The organism is Lysobacter sp. cf310, assembly GCF_900114355.1.
Lineage (GTDB): Bacteria > Pseudomonadota > Gammaproteobacteria > Xanthomonadales > Xanthomonadaceae > Lysobacter.
The window spans coordinates 543,019-569,281 of record NZ_FOSS01000003.1 but is presented as its reverse complement, the minus strand read 5'-3'; the positions used below and the strand labels follow the sequence as shown (position 1 = coordinate 569,281).

Annotated in this window: 25 protein-coding genes and 2 tRNA genes; 25 read left to right on the top strand and 2 right to left on the bottom strand. The window is 67.7% G+C overall.

All coding sequences use genetic code 11. From position 1 onward, the window contains the following. Positions 1-15: 15 nt before the first annotated feature. From trpB to BMZ45_RS13800, 5 genes are all read left to right on the top strand, one after another. Positions 16-1,227: a tryptophan synthase subunit beta gene (gene trpB / locus BMZ45_RS13820; RefSeq protein ID WP_091637105.1), complete on the top strand. Its 1,212-nt coding sequence runs from the start codon at positions 16-18 to the stop codon at positions 1,225-1,227. Positions 1,228-1,364: 137 nt separating this feature from the next. Further along, positions 1,365-2,168, top strand: coding sequence for a tryptophan synthase subunit alpha (trpA, locus tag BMZ45_RS13815; RefSeq protein WP_091637104.1), 804 nt, complete (start codon positions 1,365-1,367; stop codon positions 2,166-2,168). A gap of 127 nt (positions 2,169-2,295) precedes the next feature. Beyond that, entirely contained in the window at positions 2,296-3,195 is a 900-nt protein-coding gene (accD, locus tag BMZ45_RS13810; RefSeq protein ID WP_057159513.1) for an acetyl-CoA carboxylase, carboxyltransferase subunit beta, read from the top strand. Further along, complete coding sequence (gene glmM / locus BMZ45_RS13805; protein WP_091637103.1) at positions 3,192-4,535, top strand: phosphoglucosamine mutase; 1,344 nt, start codon at positions 3,192-3,194, stop codon at positions 4,533-4,535. Before accD ends, glmM begins: the two co-directional genes overlap by 4 nt. Positions 4,536-4,552: 17 nt before the next feature. Further along, on the top strand, positions 4,553-5,491 hold the full coding sequence (locus BMZ45_RS13800; RefSeq protein ID WP_091637102.1) for an isopenicillin N synthase family dioxygenase: 939 nt from the start codon (positions 4,553-4,555) through the stop codon (positions 5,489-5,491). Positions 5,492-5,677: 186 nt separating this feature from the next. Here BMZ45_RS13800 and BMZ45_RS13795 read toward each other — a convergent pair whose 3' ends face one another. Continuing rightward, entirely contained in the window at positions 5,678-6,208 is a 531-nt protein-coding gene (locus BMZ45_RS13795) for a DNA-deoxyinosine glycosylase (protein WP_091637101.1), read from the bottom strand. Then, entirely contained in the window at positions 6,205-7,011 is an 807-nt protein-coding gene (locus BMZ45_RS13790; RefSeq protein WP_091637100.1) for an SDR family NAD(P)-dependent oxidoreductase, read from the bottom strand. The genes BMZ45_RS13795 and BMZ45_RS13790 overlap by 4 nt, the downstream gene beginning before the upstream one ends. A 103-nt stretch (positions 7,012-7,114) precedes the next feature. Here BMZ45_RS13790 and tpiA point away from each other — a divergent pair, with 103 nt between their 5' ends. The 20 genes from tpiA to nusA all read left to right on the top strand — a co-directional run bounded on the left by tpiA (position 7,115) and on the right by nusA (position 26,236). Next, the gene (gene tpiA / locus BMZ45_RS13785) at positions 7,115-7,864 is read left to right on the top strand and encodes a triose-phosphate isomerase (RefSeq protein ID WP_091637099.1); all 750 of its coding nucleotides are present in this window, start codon (positions 7,115-7,117) and stop codon (positions 7,862-7,864) included. Positions 7,865-7,922: 58 nt separating this feature from the next. Beyond that, positions 7,923-8,420 (top strand): preprotein translocase subunit SecG, encoded by a 498-nt coding sequence (gene secG, locus BMZ45_RS13780; protein WP_056175434.1) that lies wholly within the window; start codon positions 7,923-7,925, stop codon positions 8,418-8,420. Positions 8,421-8,547: 127 nt separating this feature from the next. Then, positions 8,548-8,632, top strand: a tRNA-Leu gene (locus tag BMZ45_RS13775). Between the two features lie 145 nt (positions 8,633-8,777). Then, on the top strand, positions 8,778-9,134 hold the full coding sequence (locus tag BMZ45_RS13770) for an NADH-quinone oxidoreductase subunit A (RefSeq protein WP_091637098.1): 357 nt from the start codon (positions 8,778-8,780) through the stop codon (positions 9,132-9,134). Next, positions 9,125-9,709 (top strand): NuoB/complex I 20 kDa subunit family protein, encoded by a 585-nt coding sequence (locus tag BMZ45_RS13765; RefSeq protein ID WP_055899751.1) that lies wholly within the window; start codon positions 9,125-9,127, stop codon positions 9,707-9,709. Before BMZ45_RS13770 ends, BMZ45_RS13765 begins: the two co-directional genes overlap by 10 nt. A gap of 1 nt (position 9,710) precedes the next feature. After that, on the top strand, positions 9,711-10,439 hold the full coding sequence (locus tag BMZ45_RS13760; RefSeq protein WP_091637097.1) for an NADH-quinone oxidoreductase subunit C: 729 nt from the start codon (positions 9,711-9,713) through the stop codon (positions 10,437-10,439). Further along, entirely contained in the window at positions 10,436-11,737 is a 1,302-nt protein-coding gene (locus BMZ45_RS13755; protein ID WP_175489065.1) for an NADH-quinone oxidoreductase subunit D, read from the top strand. The genes BMZ45_RS13760 and BMZ45_RS13755 overlap by 4 nt, the downstream gene beginning before the upstream one ends. Before the next feature lie 28 nt (positions 11,738-11,765). Beyond that, positions 11,766-12,293 (top strand): NADH-quinone oxidoreductase subunit NuoE, encoded by a 528-nt coding sequence (nuoE, locus tag BMZ45_RS13750; protein WP_091637096.1) that lies wholly within the window; start codon positions 11,766-11,768, stop codon positions 12,291-12,293. 11 nt (positions 12,294-12,304) lie between these two features. Continuing rightward, entirely contained in the window at positions 12,305-13,672 is a 1,368-nt protein-coding gene (gene nuoF, locus BMZ45_RS13745) for an NADH-quinone oxidoreductase subunit NuoF (RefSeq protein ID WP_091637095.1), read from the top strand. Further along, entirely contained in the window at positions 13,669-15,900 is a 2,232-nt protein-coding gene (nuoG, locus tag BMZ45_RS13740) for an NADH-quinone oxidoreductase subunit NuoG (protein ID WP_091637094.1), read from the top strand. Before nuoF ends, nuoG begins: the two co-directional genes overlap by 4 nt. Positions 15,901-15,915: 15 nt before the next feature. Further along, the gene (gene nuoH / locus BMZ45_RS13735; protein WP_091637093.1) at positions 15,916-16,980 is read left to right on the top strand and encodes an NADH-quinone oxidoreductase subunit NuoH; all 1,065 of its coding nucleotides are present in this window, start codon (positions 15,916-15,918) and stop codon (positions 16,978-16,980) included. Positions 16,981-16,995: 15 nt separating this feature from the next. After that, a complete protein-coding gene (gene nuoI / locus BMZ45_RS13730; protein WP_056175410.1) occupies positions 16,996-17,484 on the top strand; it encodes an NADH-quinone oxidoreductase subunit NuoI in 489 nt (162 codons plus the stop codon). 9 nt (positions 17,485-17,493) lie between these two features. Then, a complete protein-coding gene (locus tag BMZ45_RS13725) occupies positions 17,494-18,129 on the top strand; it encodes an NADH-quinone oxidoreductase subunit J (protein WP_091637092.1) in 636 nt (211 codons plus the stop codon). 26 nt (positions 18,130-18,155) lie between these two features. Further along, on the top strand, positions 18,156-18,452 hold the full coding sequence (nuoK, locus tag BMZ45_RS13720; protein ID WP_148649187.1) for an NADH-quinone oxidoreductase subunit NuoK: 297 nt from the start codon (positions 18,156-18,158) through the stop codon (positions 18,450-18,452). A 5-nt stretch (positions 18,453-18,457) separates the two neighbouring features. Then, positions 18,458-20,605: an NADH-quinone oxidoreductase subunit L gene (nuoL, locus tag BMZ45_RS13715; protein ID WP_091637091.1), complete on the top strand. Its 2,148-nt coding sequence runs from the start codon at positions 18,458-18,460 to the stop codon at positions 20,603-20,605. A 51-nt stretch (positions 20,606-20,656) separates the two neighbouring features. Next, a complete protein-coding gene (locus tag BMZ45_RS13710; RefSeq protein ID WP_091637263.1) occupies positions 20,657-22,180 on the top strand; it encodes an NADH-quinone oxidoreductase subunit M in 1,524 nt (507 codons plus the stop codon). Between the two features lie 3 nt (positions 22,181-22,183). After that, complete coding sequence (nuoN, locus tag BMZ45_RS13705; RefSeq protein WP_091637090.1) at positions 22,184-23,629, top strand: NADH-quinone oxidoreductase subunit NuoN; 1,446 nt, start codon at positions 22,184-22,186, stop codon at positions 23,627-23,629. 145 nt (positions 23,630-23,774) lie between these two features. After that, a tRNA-Met gene (locus tag BMZ45_RS13700) sits at positions 23,775-23,851 on the top strand. A gap of 249 nt (positions 23,852-24,100) precedes the next feature. Beyond that, entirely contained in the window at positions 24,101-24,673 is a 573-nt protein-coding gene (locus BMZ45_RS13695) for a ribosome maturation factor RimP (protein ID WP_091637262.1), read from the top strand. A gap of 75 nt (positions 24,674-24,748) precedes the next feature. After that, positions 24,749-26,236: a transcription termination factor NusA gene (gene nusA, locus BMZ45_RS13690; protein WP_091637089.1), complete on the top strand. Its 1,488-nt coding sequence runs from the start codon at positions 24,749-24,751 to the stop codon at positions 26,234-26,236. Positions 26,237-26,263 lie beyond the last annotated feature (27 nt).

Below are 26,263 nucleotides of genomic sequence, written 5' to 3'. Positions count from 1 at the left end.
CTCGCCAGCCCCACCGTGACCGCCATTACCGATTACCACGCCTACCCGGACGCCTCCGGACATTTCGGCCGCTACGGCGGCCGCTTCGTCGCCGAGACCCTGATCGGTCCGCTGGAGGAGCTGGCCGCGGCCTACGACGCCGCGCGCATCGACCCGGCCTTCATCGAGGCTTTCGACCGCGACCTCGCGCACTACGTGGGCCGGCCCAGCCCGATCTACCACGCCCAGCGCCTGAGCGAGGAGGTCGGCGGCGCGCGCATCCTGCTCAAGCGCGAGGACCTGAACCACACCGGCGCGCACAAGATCAACAACACCATCGGCCAGGCCCTGCTGGCCAGCCGCATGGGCAAGACCCGGATCATCGCCGAGACCGGCGCCGGCCAGCACGGCGTCGCCAGCGCCACCGTGGCCGCGCGGCTGGGCCTGGAATGCGTGGTCTACATGGGCGCGACCGACATCGAGCGCCAGAAGATCAACGTCTACCGCATGAAGCTGCTGGGCGCGACGGTGGTTCCGGTGACCAGCGGTTCGGCCACGCTCAAGGACGCGCTCAACGAGGCCATGCGCGACTGGGTCACCAATGTGCGCGACACCTTCTACATCATCGGCACCGTCGCCGGCCCGGACCCGTATCCGCGCATGGTGCGCGACTTCAACGCCATCGTCGGCCGCGAGGCGCGCGCGCAGATGCTGGCCGAGTACGGCTGTCTGCCCGATGCGATCACCGCCTGCGTCGGCGGCGGCAGCAACGCGATCGGCCTGTTCCACGCTTTCCTCAACGACCCCTCGGTGCGCATCGTCGGCGCCGAGGCGGCGGGCGAGGGCATCGCCAGCGGCCACCACGCCGCTTCGCTGGCCGCCGGCCGCCCCGGCGTGCTGCACGGCAACCGCACCTATGTGCTGTGCGACGACGAGGGCCAGATCATCGAAACCCATTCGGTTTCCGCCGGCCTGGACTATCCCGGGGTCGGCCCCGAACACGCCTTCCTCAAGGATGCCGGCCGCGCCGAATACGTGGGCGTGAGCGACGACGAAGCCCTGGCCGCGTTCCATCAACTCGCGCGCACCGAAGGCATCCTGGCCGCGCTGGAGTCCAGCCATGCGATCGCGCAGGCGGTGAAGCTGGCGCGCACCATGCCCAAGGACCAGATCGTGCTGTGCAATCTGTCCGGGCGCGGCGACAAGGACGTGCATACGATCGCCGGGCGCGAGGGCATCGTGTTTTGAAACGGGAGTGAGCGCACAGGAGCGAGAAGGGAGCGAGGAGCGCGCGATCAATCCGCCAGCCGGCTCCCCGCTGTTTCTCCACCCTTGCGCTCTCGCTCTAACTCACTCCTCACTCCTCTAAGCTCACTCCTGCCCTCATGAACCGCATCGACACCCGTTTCGCCGCGCTCAAGGCGCAAAGCCGCAAGGCCCTGGTTCCGTTCGTCACCGCCGGCGATCCGTCGCTGCAGGCGACCGTGCCGGTGATGCACGCATTGGCCGCCGCCGGCGCCGACGTGATCGAGCTCGGGGTGCCGTTCTCCGATCCCATGGCCGACGGCCCGACCATCCAGCGCAGCTCCGAACGCGCGATCGCGCGCGGCGCCGGCCTGTCCTATGCGCTGCGCTGCGTGGCCGAGTTCCGCCAGCGCGACCCCGACACCCCGGTGGTGCTGATGGGCTATCTCAATCCGATCGAGATCCGCGGCTCGGCGCGCTTCGCCGCCGAAGCGGTCGCGGCCGGCGTCGACGGCGTGCTGCTGGTCGATCTGCCGCCCGAGGAAGCCGCCGAACTGCGCGCGGCCTTCGTCGCCGCCGGCCTGCAGCTGATCCTGCTGGCCTCGCCGACCACCACCGATCAGCGCCTGGCCCTGCTCTGCGACGACGCCCAGGGCTATCTGTATTACGTGAGCTTCGCTGGCGTGACCGGCGCCGACCGCCTCGACGCGGTCGCCGCCAACGAGCGCCTGCGCGAGATCCGCCTGCGCAGCCGGGTGCCGGTGGTGGCCGGCTTCGGCATCAAGGACGCCGCCAGCGCGAGCGCGATGGCGCGCGAGGCCGAAGGCGTGGTGGTGGGCAGCGCGCTGGTCGCGGCGATCGCCGAGACCGACGTCGCCGGTGCGGTCGCGGCCGCCAGCGCGTTCCTGGCGCCGCTGCGGCGGGCGCTGGACGCCCCGGCCTGAGTTCCGGCGTTTCCAGGCGCCTCTGCCTGGCCCAAACCTGGCTGCGCTAAACTGACCCGCTAGGCCGGGTTCCGCCACGGACCGTGGACCGGCACCTTTGGCAGCCTGAACGGGAAAAACGCACCGCATGTCCTGGCTCAAAAAACTCATGCCCGGCAGTCGCACCGGCATCCGCACCGACTCCGCCGGCGCCAAGCGCCGTAGCGTGCCCGAAGGGCTGTGGGAGAAGTGCGACCGCTGCGGCGCCGTGCTCTACCGGCCCGAGCTCGAGGAAAACCTCGAGGTCTGCCCCAAGTGCAGCTTCCACATGCCGATCCGCGGCCGGGTGCGCCTGAACGCCCTGTTCGACCCCGGCAGCACCACCGAGATCGGCGCCGAACTGGGCCCGACCGACGTGCTCAAGTTCAAGGACCAGAAGAAGTACTCCGACCGCATCAAGGCCGCGCAGAAAGCCACCGGCGAGCGCGACGCCCTGATCGCGATGCGCGGCACGCTCAAGCAGCGCCCGCTGGTCGCGTGCTCGTTCGACTTTGCCTACATGGGCGGTTCGATGGGTTCGGTGGTCGGCGAGCGGTTCGCGCGCGCGGCCGAGGCCGCGCTGGAAATCGGCTGCCCCTTCGTGTGCTTCTCCGCCAGCGGCGGCGCGCGCATGCAGGAAAGCCTGTTTTCGCTGATGCAGATGGCCAAGACCTCGGCCGCGCTCGGGCGCCTGCGCGAGGCCGGTCTGCCCTACATCTCGGTGATGACCCATCCGACCACCGGCGGCGTCTCGGCCTCGTTCGCGATGCTGGGCGACATCAACATGGCCGAACCCGAGGCCCTGATCGGCTTCGCCGGCCCGCGCGTGATCGAACAGACCGTGCGCGAGAAGCTGCCCGAAGGCTTCCAGCGCAGCGAGTTCCTGGTCGCGCACGGCGCGATCGACCAGATCTGCGACCGCCGCGAACTGCGCGAGCGCCTGGCCCACCTGTTGGCCCTGTTGATGAAGCAGCCGCAGCCGGAAGACGACGCGGAGGCCGCCGCTTGAGCCGCAAGTACTTCGGCACCGACGGCATCCGCGGACGGGTAGGCGAGGGCGTCATCTCGGCCGATTTCGTGCTCCGCCTGGGCAATGCCTACGGCCACGCCCTGGCGCGCCGCGACTGGCGCAAGCCGGTGGTGATCATCGGCAAGGACACCCGCATTTCGAACTACATGTTCGAGGCCGCGCTCGAGGCCGGCCTGGTCGCCGCCGGCGTCGACGTGCAGCTGATGGGCCCGATGCCGACCCCGGCGGTCGCGCACCTGACCCACTCGATGCGCGCCGACGGCGGCATCGTGATCTCGGCTTCGCACAATCCGCATTACGACAACGGCATCAAGTTCTTCTCGGCCGAGGGCGAGAAGCTCGACGACGCCACCGAGTTGGCGATCGAGGCCGCGCTGGAACAGCCGTTCCGCACCGTGCCGTCCGAAGAGCTGGGCAAGGCGGTGCGCACGCGCGATGCGCTGGGCCGTTACATCGAGGCCTGCAAGGGCTCGGTGCCCAAGGGCTTCGACCTGGGTGGCATGCGCATCGCCATGGACTGCGCCAACGGCGCGACCTATCAGCTCGGCCCGCTGGTGCTGCGCGAGCTGGGCGCGCGCGTGGATGCGATCGGCATCGACCCCAACGGCCTCAACATCAACGACGGCGTCGGCTCGACCCACCCGGAGACCCTGGCCGAACGCGTCAGGGCCAGCGGCGCCGATCTGGGCATCGCCTTCGACGGCGACGGCGACCGCGTGCTGTTCGTCGACGGCGACGGCACGGTGCGCGACGGCGACGACCTGCTGTACGTGCTGGCCTGCGACTGGCAGGACAGCGGCCGCCTGCAGGGCCCGGTGGTCGGCACCCTGATGACCAACTACGCCCTGGAGCGCGCGTTCCAACAGCGCGGCATCGGCTTCCTGCGCGCCAAGGTCGGCGACCGTTACGTGCACCAGCAACTGATCGCCCACGACGCCGTGCTCGGCGGCGAGGCCTCCGGTCACTTGCTGTGTCTGGACCGCGCCAGCACCGGCGACGGCATCGTCAGCGCGCTGCAGGTGCTGGAGGTGCTGCGCCGCCGCGGCGTCAGCCTGTCCCAGGCCCTGCAGGGTTTCGTCAAAGTGCCGCAGAAAACCGTCAACGTGCGTTACGAAGGCAGCGCCAAGCCGGCCGAGGCGCCGGCGGTGCAGGCCGCGTTGGCGCAGGCGCAGACCGCCGTGGCCGGCCGCGGCCGCGCCTTCCTGCGGCCCTCCGGCACCGAGCCGGTGGTGCGCGTGACCGTCGAGGCGGATGATCGCCAACTGATGCTGGACACGCTGCAGCGCCTGGCCGAAGCCGTGCGCGCTGCGGCGCAATGAACCCACGAGACCCAGACATGACCTCTCAGATTCCGACCCTGGACATCCGCCGTTTCGACACCGACCGCGACGCCTTCGTCGCCGAGCTCGGCGCGGCCTACCGCGAGTGGGGCTTCGCCGGCATCCGCGGCCACGGCATCCCGGCCGAGCAGATCGACCAGTCCTACGACCTGTTCAAGCGCTTCTTCGCCCTGCCGGAGGAAACCAAGCGCAAGTACCACGTGCCCGGCAGCGGCGGCGCGCGCGGCTACACCCCGTTCGGCGTGGAGACCGCCAAGGACTCCAAGCACTTCGACCTCAAGGAGTTCTGGCACGTCGGCCGCGAGATTCCGCGCGACTCCAAGTACGCCGAGGCGATGCCGGCCAACCTGTGGCCGGACGAGATTCCCGAGTTCCGCGAGCAGGCCTACGGCCTGTACCAGGCGCTCGACAATCTGGGTTCGCGCGTGCTCAGCGCGCTGGCCCTGCACATCGGTCTGCCGGAGAACTACTTCGCCGACAAGACCGACTCGGGCAATTCGATCCTGCGCCCGATCCACTACCCGCCGATCACCGCCGACAACATTCCCAACGAGCGCGCCGGCGCGCACGAGGACATCAATCTGATCACGCTGCTGGTCGGCGCGAGCTCGGAAGGCCTGGAAGTGAAGTCGCGCAAGGGCGAGTGGGTGCCGTTCACCGCCGACGCCGACACCATCGTGGTCAACATCGGCGATATGCTGCAGCGCCTGACCAACCACGTGTATCCCTCGACCACCCACCGCGTGGTCAATCCGCCCGGCGAAAAGGCGCGCCAGCCGCGCTACTCGACCCCGTTCTTCCTGCACCCGAATCCGGATTTCCTGATCGACGTGCTGCCCTCGACGATCAGCGCGGACAACCCGTCGCGCTATCCGGAGCCGATCACAGCGCAAGGGTATCTGGAAGAGCGCTTGCGCGAGATCAAGCTGAAGTAAGGTTCGTTACGCCCTGGCTCATGAGCCCCTCTCCCGCTCGCGGGAGAGGGGTTGGGGTGAGGGCCCGCGCAGCATCAAGCCCGCGCCGCCGCTCCCATTTCGCGCGCCCCCTCCGGCGCTACACGCCACCTACTCAGCCCTTCCTACGCTCGCCGCCAGCGGGATTAGGGCGCTCGCGACACGATGTCAGGCGGGGGTCAGGGCAATGCCCGCGTCGGACAAGGCCTCCCGCCAAGCCGCCAGCTTCACTTCCGGCCGCTGCCCCGCATTCGCCGGGCTTGTCGAGGGCAGCCGTCGCAGCAGCGGCGCCGGCCCCGCCAGCCCCGGCAACACCAGGCGTCGAAAGCTGGTTTCCGCCTGCGCCCCGTTGAACAGCACCGTCGCCACCCGCGGATGCGCGACGAAAAAGCCCGCGAAGTCGTTGGCCTGCGGCGCCCGGATCGCCGTGTCCAGGCTGCCGACGCGCTCGCAGCTGGCCAGCACGTCCCACAGCGCGATCCCCGCGTCGAGCAGCCGCTGCAGGCGTTGCTCGTAGGGCAGGGCGGGCGTGGCGCCGACCAGCGCGCCCATGATCGGCCAGAACCGATTCTGCGGATGCGCGTAGTAGCGCGTCGCCGCCAGCGAGGCCTCGCCGGGCATGCTGCCCAGCACCAGCACGCGCGCACCGGCATCCGCCACCGGCGCGAAACTGCGGACCCGCGCGTCGCCGCCGCTCATTCGGCGTCGCGGAAATCGCTGGCGCGGCGCGCGACCAGGGCGGTGGCGACGCTGTCGGGCAGGTACTTCGCCAGCCCGGCCACGATCTTGTTGGCGGTGCCGGTGATGCAGCGCGCGTCGCCGCGCTCGACCGCGTCCACGCCCAGGCGCGCGACCGTGTCGGCGTCCAGCCACAGCCACTTGGGCAGGCGCGAGATGCGCTCGCGCATGCCGTTGACGTCGTGGAACTCGGTGTAGGTGAAGCCCGGACAGAGCGCGGTTACGTGCACGCCGCGCGGCCGGCTTTCCAGCGCCAGCGATTGGCTGAAGCGGATCACGAAGCTCTTGGCGGCGCCGTACAGGGTGTGCCCGGCCGAGGGCGGCGCCAGCCCGGCCAGCGAGGCGATGTTGAGGATGCGGCCGTGGCCGCGCTGCTCCATCTCGGGCAGGTAGCGATGGGTGAGTTCCGCGACCGCGGTCACCATCACCTGCAGGAAGTCGGCGTGCACCTTCCAGTCGTCGGCCAGGTAGCGCCCGGGCACGCCGTAGCCGGCGTTGTTGACCAGATGGCCGATCGTCAGGCCGCGGCGGCGGGTTTCGGCCTGTAGCTGCGCGGGCGCGGCCGGGTCGGCGAGGTCGGCGGCGATCACTTCCACCGCGACGCGATCGCGCAGCTCCGCGGCCAGGGCCTGCAGGCGATCCTCGCGGCGCGCGGTCAGCACCAGCGGCACGCCGCGGCGGGCGTATTCGCGGGCGAGGGCGGCGCCGATGCCGGCGGAGGCGCCCGTGATCAGGGCATAAGGGGTGTTTGCGGTTTCGGGCATGGAGGGCTTCGTTGCCGGTCGTGTCGGGGTTCCTCGCCGCGTGCGGTCCGTGCGCGGCGCGGGGCTGCGGTAAACTTGCGTCCTTTCGTACCACGGAGTGGCCATGCGCCGCAGGATCGTCGCCGGAAACTGGAAGCTGCACGGCAGCCGCGAGTTCGCCTTCGGGTTGCTGGATCAGGTCGCCGCGCAGGCGCCGGCCGGGGTCGAGCGCATCATCCTGCCGCCGCTGCCCTACCTGGGCGAGCTGATCGAGCATTACCTCGGTCGCGGCCTGGACTTCGGCGCGCAGGACGTGAGCAGCAACGAGAAGGGCGCGTACACCGGCGAAGTCTCGGCGGCGATGCTCAAGGATGTGGGGGCGGGCTACGGCCTGGTCGGCCATTCCGAGCGCCGCCAGTACCACGCCGAGAGCAGCGAGCTGGTCGCGCGCAAGTTCGCCGCCGCCAAGGCCGCCGGCCTGGTGCCGATCCTGTGCGTGGGCGAGACCCTGAGCGAGCGCGAGGACGGCCAGACCGAATACCGCCTGCAGGAGCAGCTGGGTCCGGTGCTGGACCTGCTGGGCGTGGCGGCGCTGGAAGGCGCGATCCTGGCCTACGAGCCGGTCTGGGCCATCGGCACCGGCAAGACCGCCAGCCCGGAGCAGGCGCAGGCCGTGCACGCATTCATTCGTAGCGAAATCGCCGGACACGATGCTAGAATTGCTGGCTCGCTACCCATTCTGTACGGCGGTAGCGTGAAGGCCGACAACGCCGCCGCGCTGTTTTCCCAGCCGGACGTCGACGGCGGCCTGGTCGGAGGGGCCTCCCTGGTCGCCGCCGATTTCAACGCCATCGCAGCCGCGGCGGCACCCTGACGAACTTTCGGGCCCGCCCGGCGGTCGTCACAACGTAGCCAAAGAAAAGAATTCGACGATGCTGTTGTTCCTCAACGTCATCTATGTGCTGATCGCGATCGCCATGGTCGCGCTGATCCTGATGCAACGCGGCGCAGGCGCGCAGGCGGGCTCGGGTTTCGGCGGCGGCGCCTCGGCGACCGTGTTCGGTGCCCGCGGTTCCTCCAATTTCCTGTCCAAGGCCACCAAGTGGCTGGCGATCGCGTTCTTCGCGATCAGCCTGTTCATGGCCTGGCAGGCCTCGCGCGGCGCCGCTGGCGGCGCTGCTCCGGCCTCGCAGGACGTCGGCCTGGCCGCGGACATCGCCAACACCCCGGCCAAGCCCGCTACCCCGGCGCCCGGCAGCACGGTCCCGAGCGCTCCGGCGCAGACGGCGCCGGCCGCCCCGGCCTCGACCGTGCCCAGCGCGCCGGCGACCACCGCGCCGCAGGCGCCGGCCGCCAGTGGGACCACGGTCCCGGCCGCTCCGGCCCCGCAGCAGGCTCCGCCGCAGTCGCAACCGGCTTCGGGCGGCTGACAAAGCGCGGTAACATAGTGGAATGCGTTCAGCGGCCCGGAACGGACGACCGGGGCGCGGTCAGCAATGACCGAAAGGGCTTCGCGCGGTACTGACGAGGCGACGGCCAGGATGGCCAGGTTTGATTGCCCAGATGGCGGAATTGGTAGACGCACTACCTTGAGGTGGTAGCGACGCAAGTCGTGGGGGTTCGAGTCCCCCTTTGGGCACCACACCTAAACAGCAGCACACGCACCAACTACCCGAGGTGCGGCACGCACGGCGGGCCGCGCCACTGGCCTGATCGGCATTCCGAACAGGACCATACCGCCGAGCCAAGGCTGCGGAAACGCGGCCAAGTAGCCGAGAGAACACCGAGTGCTGGCCGAATACCTGCCGACCCTGCTGTTCCTGATCGTCGCCAGCGTCATTGGCGTCGCCCTGTTGGTGGTAGGCAACACGCTCGGGCCCAAGCGCCCGACTGTGGAGAAACTATCTCCCTACGAATGCGGCTTCGAGGCCTTCGAGGCCGCGCGCATGCAATTCGACGTGCGCTACTACCTCATCGCCATCCAGTTCATCATTTTCGATCTGGAAATCATCTTCATCGTGCCCTGGGCCACCGTGTTCCGCGAACTCGGTCCGGTCGGCCTGATCGAGATGGGCATCTTCGCCAGCATGCTCCTGCTCGGCTTCGTCTACGTCTGGAAGAAGGGAGCGCTCGAATGGGAGTGATCCAAACCGTCAGCGACACCGTCTCGGGTCTGATGCACAACCCGATCCCGGAAGGCCGCCTCGACGACATCCTGCGCCCGGAAGGCGAAAACCCGCTGCTGCAGCAGGGTTTCGTCACCACCAATCTGGACACGCTCTGGAACTGGGCGCGTACCGGCTCGATGTGGCCGATGACCTTCGGTCTGGCCTGCTGCGCGGTCGAAATGATGCACGCCGGCGCCTCGCGCCTGGACCTGGACCGCTACGGCGTGGTGTTCCGCCCGTCGCCGCGCCAGTCCGACGTGATGATCGTGGCCGGCACCCTGGTCAACAAGATGGCCCCGGCCTTGCGCAAGGTCTACGACCAGATGCCCGACCCCAAGTGGGTGATCTCGATGGGCAGCTGCGCCAACGGCGGCGGCTACTACCACTATTCCTATGCGGTGGTGCGCGGTTGCGACCGCGTGGTCCCGGTCGACGTCTACGTGCCGGGCTGCCCGCCGACCGCCGAAGCGCTGGTCTACGGCATCCTGCAGCTGCAGCGCAAGATCCGTCGCGGCACCAACTTCGGCGAGCACAAGCAGGGCATGCGCTGACATGACCGAAACCGTGAACGCTTTCGCCGACCGCCTGCGCGCCCGTTTTCCGGGCGCCGCCATCGTGGTCGCCCAGCCGCGCGGCGAAGTGACGCTGGAAACCAGCGCCGCCGACTGGCTGGACGCCGCGCGCGCGCTGCGCGACGAGTTCGGCTTCGAACAATGCGTCGACGTCAGCGGCGTCGACTACCTCAGCTACGGCAGCGACGAGTGGGACACCGACGTGTCCTCGGAAGGCTTCTCGCGCGGCGTCGAAGGCAAGAGCGCCGGCCGTTTCGTCTGGGGCGAGTCGCCCAACGGCGTGCCGACCCTGCCGGCGCGTCGCTACGCCGCGGTCGCGCACCTGCTGTCGTACCAACACAACCGCCGCGTGCGTCTGCGCGCGTTCGCCGACAACGACGATCTGCCGACCGTGGCCTCGCTGACCTCGATCTGGCCGGGCGTGAACTGGTTCGAACGCGAAGCTTTCGACCTGTTCGGCATCATCTTCGAAGGCCATCCGGACCTGCGCCGCATCCTCACCGACTACGGCTTCGTCGGTCATCCGTTCCGCAAGGACTTCCCGCTGATCGGCAACGTCGAAGTGCGTTACGACCCCGACAAGCGCCGCGTGGTCTACGAACCGGTGTCGATCGAGCCGCGCGTCGGCGTGCCGCGCGTGATCCGCGACGACGCCCGCTACCAGACCGCCGTCGGCGAAGCCGCGCAGCGCTCGGAGGTGAAGAAGTGAGCGCTCAACTGCCGGGCAAGGCCAGCGCGACCTCGGGCCTGAACAACGCCGAGATCCGCAACTACACCCTCAATTTCGGCCCCCAGCATCCGGCCGCGCACGGCGTGCTGCGCCTGATCCTGGAAATGGACGGCGAGGTCGTGCAGCGCGCCGACCCGCATATCGGTCTGCTCCACCGCGGTACCGAGAAGCTGGCCGAGTCCAAGCCCTTCAACCAGTCGATCGGCTACATGGATCGCCTGGACTACGTGTCGATGATGTGCAACGAGCACGCTTACGTGCGCGCGATCGAGAACCTGCTGGGGATCGAGGCGCCGGAGCGCGCGCAGTACATCCGCACCATGTTCGACGAGATCACCCGCATCCTGAACCACCTGATGTGGGTGGGTTCGAACGCGCTCGACCTGGGCGCGATGGCGGTGTTCCTGTACGCGTTCCGCGAGCGCGAAGAGCTGATGGACTGCTACGAAGCGGTCAGCGGCGCGCGCATGCACGCGGCCTACTACCGTCCGGGCGGCGTCTACCGCGACCTGCCGGACCGCATGCCCAAGTACCGCGAATCGCCGTGGAAGAAGGGCAGCAGCCTCAAGCGCTTCAACGAATGGCGCGAAGGTTCGCTGCTGGACTACCTGGACGCGTTCACCGACGACTTCCCCAAGCGCGTCGACGAGTACGAGACCCTGCTCACCGACAACCGCATCTGGAAGCAGCGCACCGTCGGCGTGGGCGTGGTGTCGCCGGAGCAGGCCTTGGCCCTGGGCATGACCGGGCCGATGGTCCGCGGCTCCGGCATCGCCTGGGATCTGCGCAAGAAGCAGCCCTACGCCAAGTACGCGGAGGTCGATTTCGATATCCCGGTCGGCGTCAACGGCGACTGCTACGACCGCTACCTGGTCCGGATAGCGGAAATGCGCGAGTCCAACCGCATCATCAAGCAGTGCGTGAAGTGGCTGAAGGCCAATCCGGGCCCCGTCATCGTCGACAACTTCAAGGTCGCGCCGCCCAAGCGCGAGGAAATGAAGGACGACATGGAAGCCCTGATCCACCACTTCAAGCTGTTCTCCGAAGGCTATTGCGTGCCGGCCGGCGAGACCTACGCCGCGGTCGAAGCGCCCAAGGGCGAATTCGGCTGCTACCTGGTCTCCGACGGCGCCAACAAGCCGTTCCGCTGCAAGCTGCGTGCGCCGGGTTTCGCGCACCTGTCTTCGATGGACGAGATCGTGAAGGGTCACATGCTGGCCGACGTGGTGGCCATGATCGGCACCTACGACGTCGTGTTCGGCGAGATCGACCGCTGATCGCGGCGATCACTGAGGAATAGAGCGAATGAAGGCGACTGGCAATTTCGAAACCGCGCAGCATGTCGATCCGATGGCGGTGCTGTCGGACAAGACGCGCGCGCATATCGATCACTGGCTGAGCAAGTTTCCGCCGGACCGTAAGCGTTCGGCCGTGCTGCAGGGCCTGCACGCCGCGCAGGAGCAGAACGGCGGCTGGCTCAGCGACGAGCTGATCGCCGGCGTCGCCAAGTACCTGGGCCTGCCTCCGGTGTGGGCCTACGAGGTCGCGAGCTTCTATTCGATGTTCGAGACCGAGAAGGTCGGCCGCCACAACGTCGCCTTCTGCACCAACATCAGCTGCTGGCTCAACGGCGCCGAGGACCTGGTCCGCCACGCCGAGAAGAAGCTGGGCTGCAAGCTCGGCGAGTCCACCGCCGACGGCCGCATCTTCCTCAAGCGCGAGGAAGAGTGCCTGGCCGCGTGCTGCGGCGCGCCGGTAGTCGTCGTCAACGGTCATTACCGCGAGAAGCTCGACACCGCCAAGGTGGACGAGATTCTCGACGGTTTGAAGTGAGGCAGGGCCAGATGGCGCATCACGATCACCACGACTATTCCCAGGGCTACGGTCCGGTCGGCCCGGCTCCGCAGGAGCATCAGGTCGTCTACACGACCCTGCATTTCGACACGCCCTGGTCGTACGAGAACTACCTCAAGACCGGCGGTTACGCGGCGCTGCGCAAGATCCTGAGCGAGAAGATCGATCCGGCCCAGGTGGTGGATATGGTCAAGGGCTCGGGCCTGCGCGGCCGCGGCGGCGCGGGCTTCCCGACCGGCCTGAAGTGGAGCTTCATGCCCAAGGGCAGCGGTACCCAGAAGTACATCCTGTGCAACTCGGACGAGTCCGAGCCGGGCACCGCCAAGGACCGCGACATCCTGCGCTACAACCCGCACTCGGTGGTGGAGGGCATGGCGATCGCCTGCTACGCCACCGGTTCCACCGTGGCCTACAACTACCTGCGCGGCGAATTCCACCACGAGCCGTTCGAGCATTTCGAGCAGGCGCTGAAGGAAGCCTACGAGCACGGCTGGCTGGGCAAGAACGTGCTGGGCAGCGGCATCGACATCGACATCTACGGCGCGCTCGGCGCCGGCGCCTACATCTGCGGCGAAGAAACCGCGCTGATGGAGTCGCTGGAGGGCAAGAAGGGCCAGCCGCGCTACAAGCCGCCGTTCCCGGCCAATTTCGGCCTGTTCGGCAAGCCGACCACGATCAACAACACCGAGACCTACGCTTCGGTGCCGGCGATCATCCGCAACGGCGCCGAGTGGTTCCTCAACCTCGGCAAGCCCAACAACGGCGGTCCCAAGATCTTCTCGGTGTCCGGCCACGTCGCCAAGCCGGGCAACTTCGAGATCCGCCTGGGCACGCCGTTCGCCGACCTGCTGGAAATGGCCGGCGGCATGCGCGACGGCCGCAAGCTCAAGGCGGTGATCCCGGGCGGTTCCTCGATGCCGGTGCTGCCGGGCGAGACCATGATGGGCCTGACCATGGATTACGACGCGATCCAGAAGGCCGGTTCCGGCCTGGGTTCCGGCGCCGTGATCGTGATGGACGAGACCACCTGCATGGTCCGCGCCTGCCAGCGCATCGCGCGTTTCTATTTCAAGGAAAGCTGCGGCCAGTGCACGCCCTGCCGCGAAGGCACCGGCTGGATGTACCGCATGCTGACCCGCATCGTCGAAAAGCAGGCCACGCTGGAAGACCTGCAGATGCTGCGCGCCGCCGCCGGCCAGATCGAAGGCCACACCATCTGCGCGTTCGGCGAAGCCGCGGCGTGGCCGGTGCAGGGCTTCCTGCGCCACTACTGGAACGAGTTCGAGTACGCGATCGTGAACAAGCGCTTCCTCGTCGACGACCAGGCCGCCGGCACGGTCGAGAAGGTGGCCGCATGAGCGCCCAGCCGGTAAATCCGAACCTGCCGCCCGACCACGTCACCGTCTTCATCGACGGCGTCGAGATGGCCGCGCCCAAGGGCTCGATGATCATCCAGGCCGCCGACAAGGCCGGCATTCCGATCCCGCGTTTCTGCTACCACGACAAGCTCAGCATCGCGGCCAACTGCCGCATGTGCCTGGTCGAAGTGGAGAAGATGCCCAAGCCCGCGCCGGCCTGCGCCACGCCGGTGATGGACGGCATGAAGGTGGTCACGCGCAGCGACAAGGCGCTGAAGTCGCAGCGCAACGTGATGGAGTTCCTGCTGGTCAACCACCCGCTGGACTGCCCGATCTGCGACCAGGGCGGCGAGTGCGAGCTGCAGGACCTGTCGATGGGCTACGGCCGTTCGGTCAGCCGCTTCGCCGAGCGCAAGCGCGTGGTGCCCGACGAAGACATGGGCCCGCTGGTCGCCACCGAGATGACCCGCTGCATCCAGTGCACGCGCTGCGTGCGCTTCACCGCGGAAGTCGCCGGCACTTACGAGCTGGGCGGCATGTACCGCGGCGAGAACCTGCAGATCGGCACCTACGACGGCAAGCCGCTGACCACCGAGCTGTCCGGCAACGTGATCGACGTCTGTCCGGTCGGCGCGCTGACCAACAAGGTGTTCCAGTTCCAGGCCCGTCCCTGGGAGCTGACCGCGCGCGAGTCGCTGGGTTACCACGACGCGCTGGGCAGCAACCTGTTCCTGCATGTGCGTCGCGGCGACGTGCTGCGCGCGGTGCCGCGCGACAACGAAGCCGTCAACGAATGCTGGCTGTCGGACCGCGATCGTTACTCGCACCAGGGCCTGTACGCCGAAGACCGCGCTACCGCGCCGATGGTCAAGGACGGCGGCGAATGGCGTGAGACGACGTGGGAAGACGCGATCTCGCGCGCCGCCAGGATCCTGCGCGACAACGGCGCCGACGCGCTGGGCGTGCTCGCCCATCCGGCGACCTCGAACGAAGAGGGCGCGCTGCTGGCGCGCCTGGCCGGCGCCTTGGGTACCGGCAACCTCGATCACCGCATCGCTCAGCACGACTTGTCCGACGCCGCCGTCGCCGAAGCCTTCGCGATGCCGGTCGCCGACCTCTCGCAGGCCGACGTGATCGTGATCGTGGGCAGCAACCTGCGCCACGAACTGCCGCTCGCGCACCAGCGCGTGCGCAAGGCCTGGACCCGCGGCGCCAAGGTGCACGCGGTCAACCCGGTCGATTTCGATTTCACCTTCGATCTGGCCGGCAAGCACATCGTCGCGCCGTCGCAGCTGGCCGCGGCGCTCGCCGACGGCGCGCTGCGCGAGGCCGCCAAGGCCGGCAGCCGCGTCGCCGTGGTGCTGGGCGCGCTGGCCGAGAACGGCCCGCACGCGGCCGCGATCCGCGCCGCCGCGGCCGATTTCGCCGTCGCCACCGGTGCCGCGCTGTGCCGCATCCCGCAGGGCGCCAACGCGCTGGGCCTGAGCCGCCACGGCGTGCTGCCGAGCGCGCGCGACGCCCAGGGCATGCTCGCCGACGCGCGCGGCGCCTACCTGATCTACGGCATCGAGCCGGGTCTGGATTTCGCCGACACCGCCAGCGCGCTCAAGGCGCTGGGTCAGGCCCAGGTCGTGGCCTTCAGCCACTACGCCTGTCGCTCGACCCGCGCGGTCGCCGACGTGATCCTGCCGATCGGCCTGCTGCCCGAAATCGACGCCACCCTGACCAACCTCGACGGTCGCGACCAGAGCGCGAGCGCCGGCGGCAAGCTGCCGGGTCAGGCGCGCGCCGGTTGGCGCGTGCTGCGCGCACTGGGCGGCGAGCTCGGCGCGGCCGGTTTCGACTTCACCGATCTGGCCGGCCTGCGCGCCGGCATCCAGCCGGCTTCGTTCAAGCCGGCGGCTGGCAAGACGACGAATATAGCGGGCGAGGGCTTCGAGGTCGCCGCCAGCATCGCGATCTACCGCAGCGACGCCACCGTGCGTCGTGCCGCCGCGCTGCAGTCGCATCCGCTCAACCTCGCGCCGCGCGCGGTGCTGCACCCGCTCGACGCTCAGGACCTGGGCCTGGCCGATGGCGTGGTCGGCAAGTTCGCCGCCGCTGCCGGTACCGCGACCCTGCCGGTCGCGACCAGCGACAAGGTCGCGCGCGGCACGGTCTGGATCGAAACCGGCCACGGCGCCACCGCGCCGCTGGGCGCCGGTCGCGTCCAGGCGGGGAGGGCATAAGCCATGACGGACGGTATGTTCACTACCCAACTGGTCGACCCGACCCGCGAATGGTTCCTGTCGTTCGGCAACGCCGGCGCGGTGGCCTGGATCGTGCTGAAGATCCTGCTGATCGCCATGCCGGTGATCATCACGGTCGCGTTCTACGTGGTCTGGGAGCGCAAGCTGATCGGCTGGATGCACGTGCGCCGCGGCCCGATGTACGTCGGCATGGGCATCCTTCAGGCCTTCGCGGACGTGTTCAAGCTGCTGTTCAAGGAAGTGATCCAGCCGGCCCGCGCCGAGCCCTTCCTGTACAAGCTGGCGCCGCTACTGACCCTGGCGCCCGCGTTCGCGGCCTGGGCGGTGGTGCCCTTCGACGCGCAGGCGGTGCTGTCCAACGCCAATGCCGGTCTGCTCTATCTGCTGGCGATGACCTCGCTGGGCGTGTACGGCATCATCCTGGCCGGCTGGGCTTCGAACTCCAAGTACGCCTTCCTCGGCGCGATGCGCGCCGCGGCCCAGGTCGTGTCCTACGAGATCGCGATGGGCTTCGCCATGGTCGGCGTGATGGTCGGCGCCGGCAGCCTCAACCTCACCGAGATCGTGATGGCGCAGTCCGGCAACGCCGGCGCGCTGGAATGGTTCGTGGTGCCGATGCTGCCGCTGTTCGTGGTGTATTTCATCTCCGGTGTGGCCGAGACCAACCGCGCGCCGTTCGACGTGGTCGAAGGCGAGTCGGAGATCGTCGCCGGCCACATGGTCGAGTATTCGGGTTCGGCGTTCGCGCTGTTCTTCCTGGCCGAATACGCGAACATGATCCTGATCAGCTTCCTGACCTCGATCTTCTTCCTCGGCGGCTGGCTGAGCCCGTTCCAGGGCCTGGGCATTCCGTTCCTCTCGGTCGATGGCTGGTGGTGGCTGTTCGCGAAGGTGTTCTTCTTCGCCAGCTGCTTCATCTGGTTCCGCGCTTCGTTCCCGCGCTACCGCTACGACCAAATCATGCGTCTGGGCTGGAAGGTGTTCATTCCGCTCACGATCGCCTGGATCTGCGTGGTCGCCGTCATGGCGTACTACAAAGTGTTCCTGCCGGGCGTGTAAGGACAGGCTCAAGACATGAATCGCATCGTTTCCTACTTCAAGAGCCTGCTCCTGATCGAGCTCGCGCAGGGCCTCGGGCTGACGCTCAAGTACCTGTTCAAGCCCAAGTACACGCTGATGTACCCGATGGAGAAGACGCCGCAATCGCCGCGCTTCCGCGGCGTGCACGCGTTGCGCCGCTACCCCAACGGGGAAGAGCGCTGCATCGCCTGCAAGCTGTGCGAGGCCGTGTGCCCGGCGCTGGCGATCACCATCGACTCGACCAAGCGCGAGGACGGCACCCGCCGCACCACGCGTTACGACATCGACCTGTTCAAGTGCATCTTCTGCGGTTTCTGCGAGGAGTCCTGCCCGGTCGACTCCATCGTCGAGACCCACATCCACGAATACCACTTCGACCAGCGCGGACAGAACATCGTCACCAAACAGCAGCTGCTGGCGATCGGCGACCGTCTCGAGCCCGAGATCGCCGAGCGCCGCGCCGCCGACGCCGCCTTCCGCTGAGTGCCTGATATGGATCTCGCCCAGATCGCCTTCTTCGTCTTCGCCTTCGCGGCCACCGCAGCCGCGGTGGCGGTGATCAGCGTCAAGAACCCGGTGCACGCCGCGCTCAGCCTGGTGCTGACCTTCTTCTCGGTCGCCTGCGTGTGGATCATCGCCGGCGCCGAGTTCCTCGGCGTGGCCCTGATCCTGGTCTACGTCGGCGCGGTGATGGTGCTGTTCCTGTTCGTGGTGATGATGCTCGACATCGACGTCGCGCCCCTGCGCGAGGGCTATGTGCGCTATCTGCCGGTCGGCCTGCTGGTCGCGGTGGTGATGCTGGTCGAGATGCTGACCCTGATCGGGGTCAAGGCCAACATCGCCACGCCACTGACCGCCGATCCGTCCGGCGGCGAGAACACCAAGTGGCTGGCGCGCGCGCTGTTCACCGAATTCCTGCTGCCGTTCGAGGTCGCCGCGGTGATCCTGACCGTGGCGGTGATCGCCGCGGTGATGCTGACCCTGCGTCGCCGTCCGGGCGCCAAGCACCAGAATCCGTCGGAGCAGGCGCGCGTGCGCGCCGGCGACCGTCTGCGCATGGTCAAGATGGACGCGGTCAAGCCGCTGCCGCCCGAACCCGAAGCGCCCGTCGAGGAGGCCAAGCCGTGAGCGAATTCTTCGGAGCCGGTCTGGCCCTGGGCCACTATCTCGCGCTGGGCGCGGTGCTGTTCTGCATCAGCGTCGCCGGCATCTTCCTCAACCGCAAGAACGTGATCGTGCTGCTGATGTCGATCGAGCTGATGCTGCTCGCCGTCAACATCAACTTCGTCGCGTTCTCGCGCCAGCTGGCCGATCCGGCTGGTCAGGTGTTCGTGTTCTTCATCCTGACCGTCGCCGCCGCCGAGGCCGCCATCGGCCTGGCGATCCTGGTCACGCTGTTCCGCAACCGGCGCACGATCAACGTCGCTGAAATCGACACGATGAAGGGCTGACCGGCATGCAACCCGTCGTACTCTCCAAGTCCGTCCTGCTCGCCATCGTGCTCGCGCCGTTGCTGGGCGCGATCGTCGCCGGCTTGTTCCGGCGCCAGGTCGGCCGCGCCGGTGCGCACACCGTCACCATCCTCGGTGTCGCGGTCAGCTGCGCGCTGTCGTGCTACGTGTTGTGGCAGTTGGTCGCGCAGGCGGCGCTGCCGTTCAACGAAAACCTCTACACCTGGTTCCAGGTCGGCGGGATCGAGGCCAACGTCGGCTTCATGATCGACAAGCTGACCGCGATGATGATGGTGGTGGTCACCTTCGTCTCGCTGCTGGTGCACATCTACACCATCGGCTACATGGCCGAGGACCCGGGTTACCAGCGCTTCTTCAGCTACATCTCGCTGTTCACCTTCTCGATGCTCATGCTGGTCATGAGCAACAACTTCCTGCAGCTGTTCTTCGGCTGGGAAGCGGTGGGCCTGGTGTCGTACCTGCTGATCGGCTTCTGGTTCAAGCGCCCGACCGCGGTGTTCGCCAACCTCAAGGCCTTCCTGGTCAACCGCGTCGGCGACTTCGGCTTCCTGCTGGGTATCGCCGGCGTGCTATGGGCGACCGGTTCGCTGGACTACGGCGTGGTGTTCGCCAAGGCCGGCGAGATCGCCAACCGCACCATCGGCATCTGGGGCGGCAGCCTCAGCCTGTTCGGCCACAGCTGGCAGGTCACCGCCGCGCCGGTGGTCTGGTCGGCCGCGACCGCGATCTGCATCTGCCTGTTCATCGGCGCCATGGGCAAGTCGGCGCAGGTGCCGCTGCACGTGTGGCTGCCGGACTCGATGGAAGGCCCGACCCCGATCTCGGCCCTGATCCACGCCGCGACGATGGTGACCGCGGGCATCTTCATGGTCGCGCGCATGTCGCCGCTGTTCGAGCTGTCGCACACCGCGCTCAACTTCGTGCTGTTCATCGGCGCCACCACCGCGTTCTGGACCGGCCTGATGGGTATCGTCCAGAACGACATCAAGCGCGTGGTCGCGTACTCGACCCTGTCGCAGCTAGGCTACATGACCGTGGCGCTGGGCGTGTCGGCCTACTCGTCGGCGGTGTACCACCTGATGACCCACGCCTTCTTCAAGGCGCTGCTGTTCCTGGCCGCGGGCTCGGTGATCATCGGCATGCACCACGAGCAGGACATGCGCAAGATGGGCGGCCTGCGCAAGTACATGCCGATCACCTACTGGACCAGCCTGCTGGGCACGCTGGCCCTGGTCGGCACGCCGTTCTTCTCGGGCTTCTACTCGAAGGACACCATCATCGAGGCCGCGCACCACGCCGCCAACGGCGCGCACGCGACCTGGGTCTCGCAGTACGCCTATCTAGCGGTGCTGGCGGGCGCCTTCGTGACCGCGTTCTACAGCTTCCGTCTGCTCTACATGACCTTCCACGGCAAGGAGCGTTTCCGCGACGCCCACGCCGACCACGGCCACGATGCGCATCACGATGCGCACGCCCATGACGAGCATGCGCACGACGACCACGGCCACCACGGCGCGCACGAGCCGCACGAGTCGCCGTGGGTGGTGACCCTGCCGCTGATCCTGTTGGCGATTCCGTCGGTGCTGATCGGCTACTTCACCGCCGGTCCGATGCTGTTCGGCACCGACTGGACGGGTCATGTACCGCAGTTGCCGTACTTCCTGGGCGCGATCGATCTGGAGCCCATGCGCGACACCGTGGCGCTGGTGGGTAAGGAAGCCTGGGAGCATGGCCCCGCCGGATTCGCATGGCATGGTTTCTTCGCACCTGCGTTCTGGTTCGCCTTTACTGGTTTCGCGCTCGCGACGGCGATGTACCTGATCTGGACCGATCTGCCCGCCAAGGCCCGCAAGCTGTTTGCCTGGCCGGTACGCGTGCTCGAAGACAAGTTCTACTTCGACAAGCTCTGGATCGAAGGCTTCGCCGCCGGCGGTGTACGCCTGGGCAAGGCTTCGCGCGAGGTCGACAGCCGCGTCATCGACGGCGGCATCGTCGAAGGCAGCGCGCGCGTGGTCGACTTCGTCGCCGGAATCGTGCGCCGCGCGCAATCCGGTTATCTCTATCACTATGCCTTCGCGATGATCCTCGGCCTGATTGCACTGCTGGCCGTGCTGATTCGTTACTGGCGCTAACAGGACAAGGACCGAGACGTGAGCCCCGAGCCCTTGCAGAGCACCATTCCCTTGCTGAGCACCCATCTGCTCTCCTTGATCATCTGGCTGCCCATCGTCGGCGGCCTGGCCACCTTGGCCTTCGGCAACCAGCGCGCCGGTTCCGCGCGCTGGTTCGCGCTCGCCATCGGCCTGGTGACCCTGGTCCTGAGCGTGCTGTTGTTCACCGGCTTCGATGCGACCAATGCCGGCATGCAGTTCATCGAGGACCGGGCCTGGATCCCGGCCTACGACATCCGCTACCACCTCGGCGCGGACGGCATTTCGGTGGCCCTGATCGGCCTGACCACCCTGGTCACCGTGCTGGTGCTGATCAGCGCCTGGGGCTCGGTCGACAAGCGCGTGAGCCAGTACTACGCCGCCTTCCTGGTCCTGGAAGGCCTGATGGTCGGCGTGTTCTCGGCCATGGACGCGATGCTGTTCTACGTGTTCTTCGAGGGCATGCTGATCCCGATGTTCATCATCATCGGCGTCTGGGGCGGCCCGCGCCGCGTCTACGCCGCGGTGAAGTTCTTCCTGTACACGTTCCTCGGCTCGGTGTTCATGCTGATCGGGCTGATCTACCTGTACCTCAAGAGCGGCAGCTGGCAGCTGGCCGACTGGTACCCGCTGTCGCTGACCGCGACCGAGCAGATGTGGTTGTTCTTCGGGTTCCTGATCGCGTTCGCGGTCAAGGTGCCGATGTTCCCGGTCCACACCTGGTTGCCGGACGCGCACGTCGAGGCGCCGACCGCCGGTTCGGTGATCCTGGCCGCGATCATGCTGAAGATCGGCGGTTACGGCTTCCTGCGCTTCACCCTGCCGGTGGTGCCGGACGCGGGGCAGGAGTGGGCCTGGCTGGTGATCGCGCTGAGTCTGATCGCGGTGATCTACGTCGGCCTGGTCGCCCTGGTCCAGGAGGACATGAAGAAGCTGATCGCGTACTCGTCGGTCTCGCATATGGGCTTCGTGACCCTGGGCACCTTCATTTCCTTCGCCCTGGTGCGCGACTACGGCAACGTCGACGCCGCCCGCATGGGTCTGCAGGGCGCGATGGTGCAGATGATCAGCCACGGCTTCGTGTCGGGCGCGATGTTCACCTGCGTCGGCGTGCTTTACGACCGCATGCACAGCCGCATGATCAAGGACTACGGCGGCGTCGCCAACGTGATGCCCTGGTTCGCGGCGTTCGTGGTGCTGTTCGCGATGGCCAACTCCGGCCTGCCGGGTACGTCCGGCTTCGTCGGCGAGTTCATGGTGATCCTGGCCGCGTTCCAGAAGCACCCGCTGATCGGCTTCGCCGCCGCCACCACCCTCATCATCGGCGCCGCCTACACCCTGTGGCTGGTCAAGCGCACGATCTGGGGCGAGGTCGGCAACGCCCACGTCGCCGAGCTCGAAGACATCAACCCGCGCGAGGCCCTGGTGCTGGGCGTGTTCGCCGCCGGCGTGCTGCTGCTGGGCATCTGGCCCAAGCCGCTCACCGACCTGATGGAACCGGCGATCGCCAACCTGGCGACGCAGATCGCCACCTCCAAGCTGCAGATGGGGCTGTAACGCATGAACATGCCTGTACGAGGACTCGCCGACCTGATGCCCTTGCTGCCCGAGCTGGTGGTGATCGTCGGCGCGTTCGCGCTGCTGATGATCGACCTGTTCGTGTCCGAGCGGCACCGCATCGTCAGCCACGCCTTCGCGATCGCGGTGCTGATCGTCGCGACCGCGCTGGTGGCCTTCGGCGTGGGCGGGCAGGGCACGGTGCTCAGCGGCATGTTCGTGCGCGACACCGCCGCCGACGTGCTCAAGCTCGCGATCGGCGTGGTCAGCGTGCTGTCGATGATCTACACCTGGTCCTACCTGCGCGAGCGCCAGCTCTACAAGGGCGAGGTCGCGGTGCTGATGCTGTTCGCGACCGCCGGCATGATGCTGCTGGTCTCGGCCGGCAGCCTGGTGATGGTCTATCTGGGCCTGGAAATGCTGGCGCTGTGCTCGTACGCGCTGGTCGCGATCGACCGCGACAGCCCGCTGGCCTCGGAAGCGGCGATCAAGTACTTCGTGCTGGGCGCGCTGGCCTCGGGCCTGCTGCTGTACGGCCTGTCGCTGATCTACGGCGCCACCGGCTCGCTGGACCTGGGCCAGATCGGCGCCAGCGCCTACGGCAACCCCTCGTCGCTGATGCTGATCACCGGCGTGGTGTTCGTGGTCGCCGGCATCGCCTTCAAATTCGGCGCCGCGCCGTTCCACATGTGGCTGCCTGACGTCTATCAGGGCGCGCCGACCCCGATCACGCTGTTCATCGGCTCGGCGCCCAAGCTGGCCGCGTTCGGCATGACCTACCGTCTGCTCGAGGTCGGCGCCGGCCCGCTCGACGACCACTGGCGCCTGGCCCTGGCCTGGCTGGCGGTGATGTCGCTGGCGATCGGCAACCTCAGCGCGCTGGTCCAGACCAACCTCAAGCGCCTGCTGGCCTATTCGACCGTGTCGCACGTGGGCTTCCTGTTCCTGGGCATCGCCGGCGGCGGCGAGCAGGGCATGGCGGCGGCGATGTTCTACGCGATCAGCTACTCGCTGATGTCGGCCGCGGCCTTCGGCGCGATCGTGGTGCTGTCCAGCCGCGGCTTCGAAGCCGACCGGATCGACGACTACAAGGGCCTCAACGCGCGCAGTCCGTGGATGGCCGGTCTGGTCCTGTGCGTGATGGCCTCGCTGGCCGGCCTGCCGCCGTTCCTGGGCTTCTGGGCCAAGCTGGCCGTGCTGCGCGCCGCCCTGCAGGGCGGGATGATGTGGCTGGCGATCGTGGGCATCGTGTTCGCGGTGGTCGGCGCTTTCTACTACCTGCGCGTGATCAAGGCGATGTACTTCGACGAGCCCGATGGCGAGCTGCCGCCGCTGCGCGAGGACCGTCCCTTGAACGTGGTCTTCGGCGTCAACGCCCTGGCGTTGCTGGCGTTGGGCCTGGCCTGGAACCCGATCATGGCCTGGTGCCAACGCGCGTTCGCGGGCTGAAAAATAAAAGCGCGGCCGGCGCTTGAAACCCGGCCGAATGCCTATATGTTGTGTGTCGCGGCAAACCCCAATCACTGGATGTTGAAAATAAAAGTGAATGCGGGCTTGCAGGAAGGTTAGCCGGCCGTTATGATGGTCGGCCTGATGCGGGGTGGAGCAGTCTGGCAGCTCGTCGGGCTCATAACCCGAAGGTCGCAGGTTCAAATCCTGCCCCCGCTACCAGCTTCGGTTCGAAGCCGCCGGTTCAACGGCGGTCGCAAGAAGCCTCTTCACCGAGGCTTTCTTTTCGAACCAGGTCGGGCTTTGTGATGGCGCTCTGCTCGCGCCAACACACCGAAATCCAGTTGTACGGACAAGGGGCCCACCGGGCCCCTTGTTGTTTTTCGCGTTCGGGTTTCGCCAAACAACGTTCAACCTAGCGGTCGATCCCGCAAGCGCCGTCGATCGATCGAAGCCGCAGGAGTCATGCGCGTGTCGGATAAAGCAGTCCAAATCGCCGCGATGCTCGCCCCGACGATCCGTTCGCTGGGCGTGGAGCTGCTCGGCGCCGAATACCTGCCGTCGCCCGGCAGCGCGGTGCTGCGCCTGTACATCGACGTGCCCGCCGACGACGCCAGCGGCGCCGACGGCGAGCCGCGTCTGGTCACCATCGAGGACTGCGAAGCGGTCAGCCGCGAAGTGTCGGCGCAACTCGACGTCGAGGACCCGATCAGCGGCAACTACACCCTCGAAGTGTCGTCGCCGGGCATCGATCGCCCGCTGTTCGCGCTGGACCATTACGCGCGCTTCGCCGGCCAGACCGCCAAGGTCGGCCTGAAGCTGCCGCACGAAGGCCGGCGCAGGCTGCAGGGCGAGATCGTCGGCGTGGAGGGCGCGCAGGTGGTGTTCGCGATCGACGGCGTGCGTTACAGCGTGCCGTTCTCGAACATCGACAAGGCGCGGCTGGTACCGGACTGGGCCGCGCTGGGCCTGGCGCCGACCAAGCCGGGCAAGCCCAAGCCGAAAGACGGCAAGAACAAACCGACGAAGCCCAAAGCTTCGTGAAGCAATCGCAATCCAACGAGCATTAACCAACCCTAGAGCCGGCGGCCCGCGAGCCGACCCGTGCGGAGTGACGAGATGAGCAAGGAACTGTTGCTGGTAGTTGACGCGGTCGCCAACGAAAAGGGCGTGCCGCGCGAGGTCATCTTCGAGGCCATCGAGGCCGCGCTGGCGTCCGCCGCCAAGAAGCGCTACCACGACGAGGACGTGCTGGTGCGCGTCTCCATCGATCAGAAGGACGGCAGCTACGAAACGTTCCGCCGCATGGAGGTCGTGGCCGACGACGTGGTGATGGAATCGCCCGACCGCCAGGTGCGCCTGATGGACGCCATCGACGAAGTCGAGGGCGTCGAGGTCGGCGACTACATCGAAGAGCAGATCGAGAACCCGGACTTCGGCCGCATCGCCGCCCAGGCCGCCAAGCAGGTCATCGTGCAGCGCGTGCGCGAGGCCGAGCGCGCCCAGGTCGTGGACGCCTGGAAGGACCGCGTCGGCGAGCTGGTCACGGGCATCGTCAAGCGCGTGGAGCGCGGCAACATCTACGTCGACCTGGGCGGCAACGCCGAGGCGATCATTCCGAAGGACAAGGGCATCCCGCGCGACGTGCTGCGCGCCGGCGACCGCGTGCGCGGCTACCTGTTCGACGTGCGCACCGAGCCGCGCGGCCCGCAGCTGTTCATCAGCCGCGCCGCTCCGGAATTCATGATGGAGCTGTTCAAGCTGGAAGTGCCGGAAGTCGGCCAGGGCCTGGTGTCGATCAAGGCCTGCGCGCGCGATCCGGGCGACCGCGCCAAGATCGCCGTGCTCGCGCACGACAACCGCACCGATCCGATCGGCGCCTGCATCGGCATGCGCGGTTCGCGCGTGCAGGCGGTGTCCAACGAGCTCAACGGCGAGCGCGTCGACATCGTGCTGTGGTCGGACAACCCGGCCCAGTTCGTGATCAACGCGATGGCGCCGGCGGAAGTGCAGTCGATCATCGTCGACGAAGAAAAGCATTCGATGGACCTGGCCGTGGCCGAGGACCGTCTGGCCCAGGCGATCGGCAAGGGCGGCCAGAACGTGCGTCTGGCCAGCCGCCTGTCGGGCTGGCAGCTCAACGTCATGACCCAGGACCAGGTCACCGCCAAGTCGGAAGCCGAGCAGAATTCGGCCCGCCAGCTGTTCCAGGACAAGCTCGAGGTCGACGAGGAAATCGCCGGCATCCTGGTCTCGGAAGGCTTCAGCACGGTCGAGGAAATCGCCTACGTGCCGGTCGGCGAGCTGCTGGCGGTGGAAGGCTTCGACGAGGACATCGTCGAGGAGCTGCGCGCCCGCGCCCGCGACGCCCTGCTGAACGAGGCTCTGGCCGCCGAGGAAGAGCTCGACGAGCACCAGCCGGCCGAGGATCTGCTGTCGCTGGAGGGCATGGACGACGAGCTCGCCTACGTCCTGGCTGGCCGCGGCGTGGTCACGCGCGACGACCTGGCCGACCTGGCGACCGACGAGCTGACCGATATCGAAGGTGTGGACGAAGCCCGCGCTGCGGCCCTGATCATGGAAGCGCGCAAGCACTGGTTCGAGTGAGGATTTAGCTTCAGGTCGGAAGAGGCC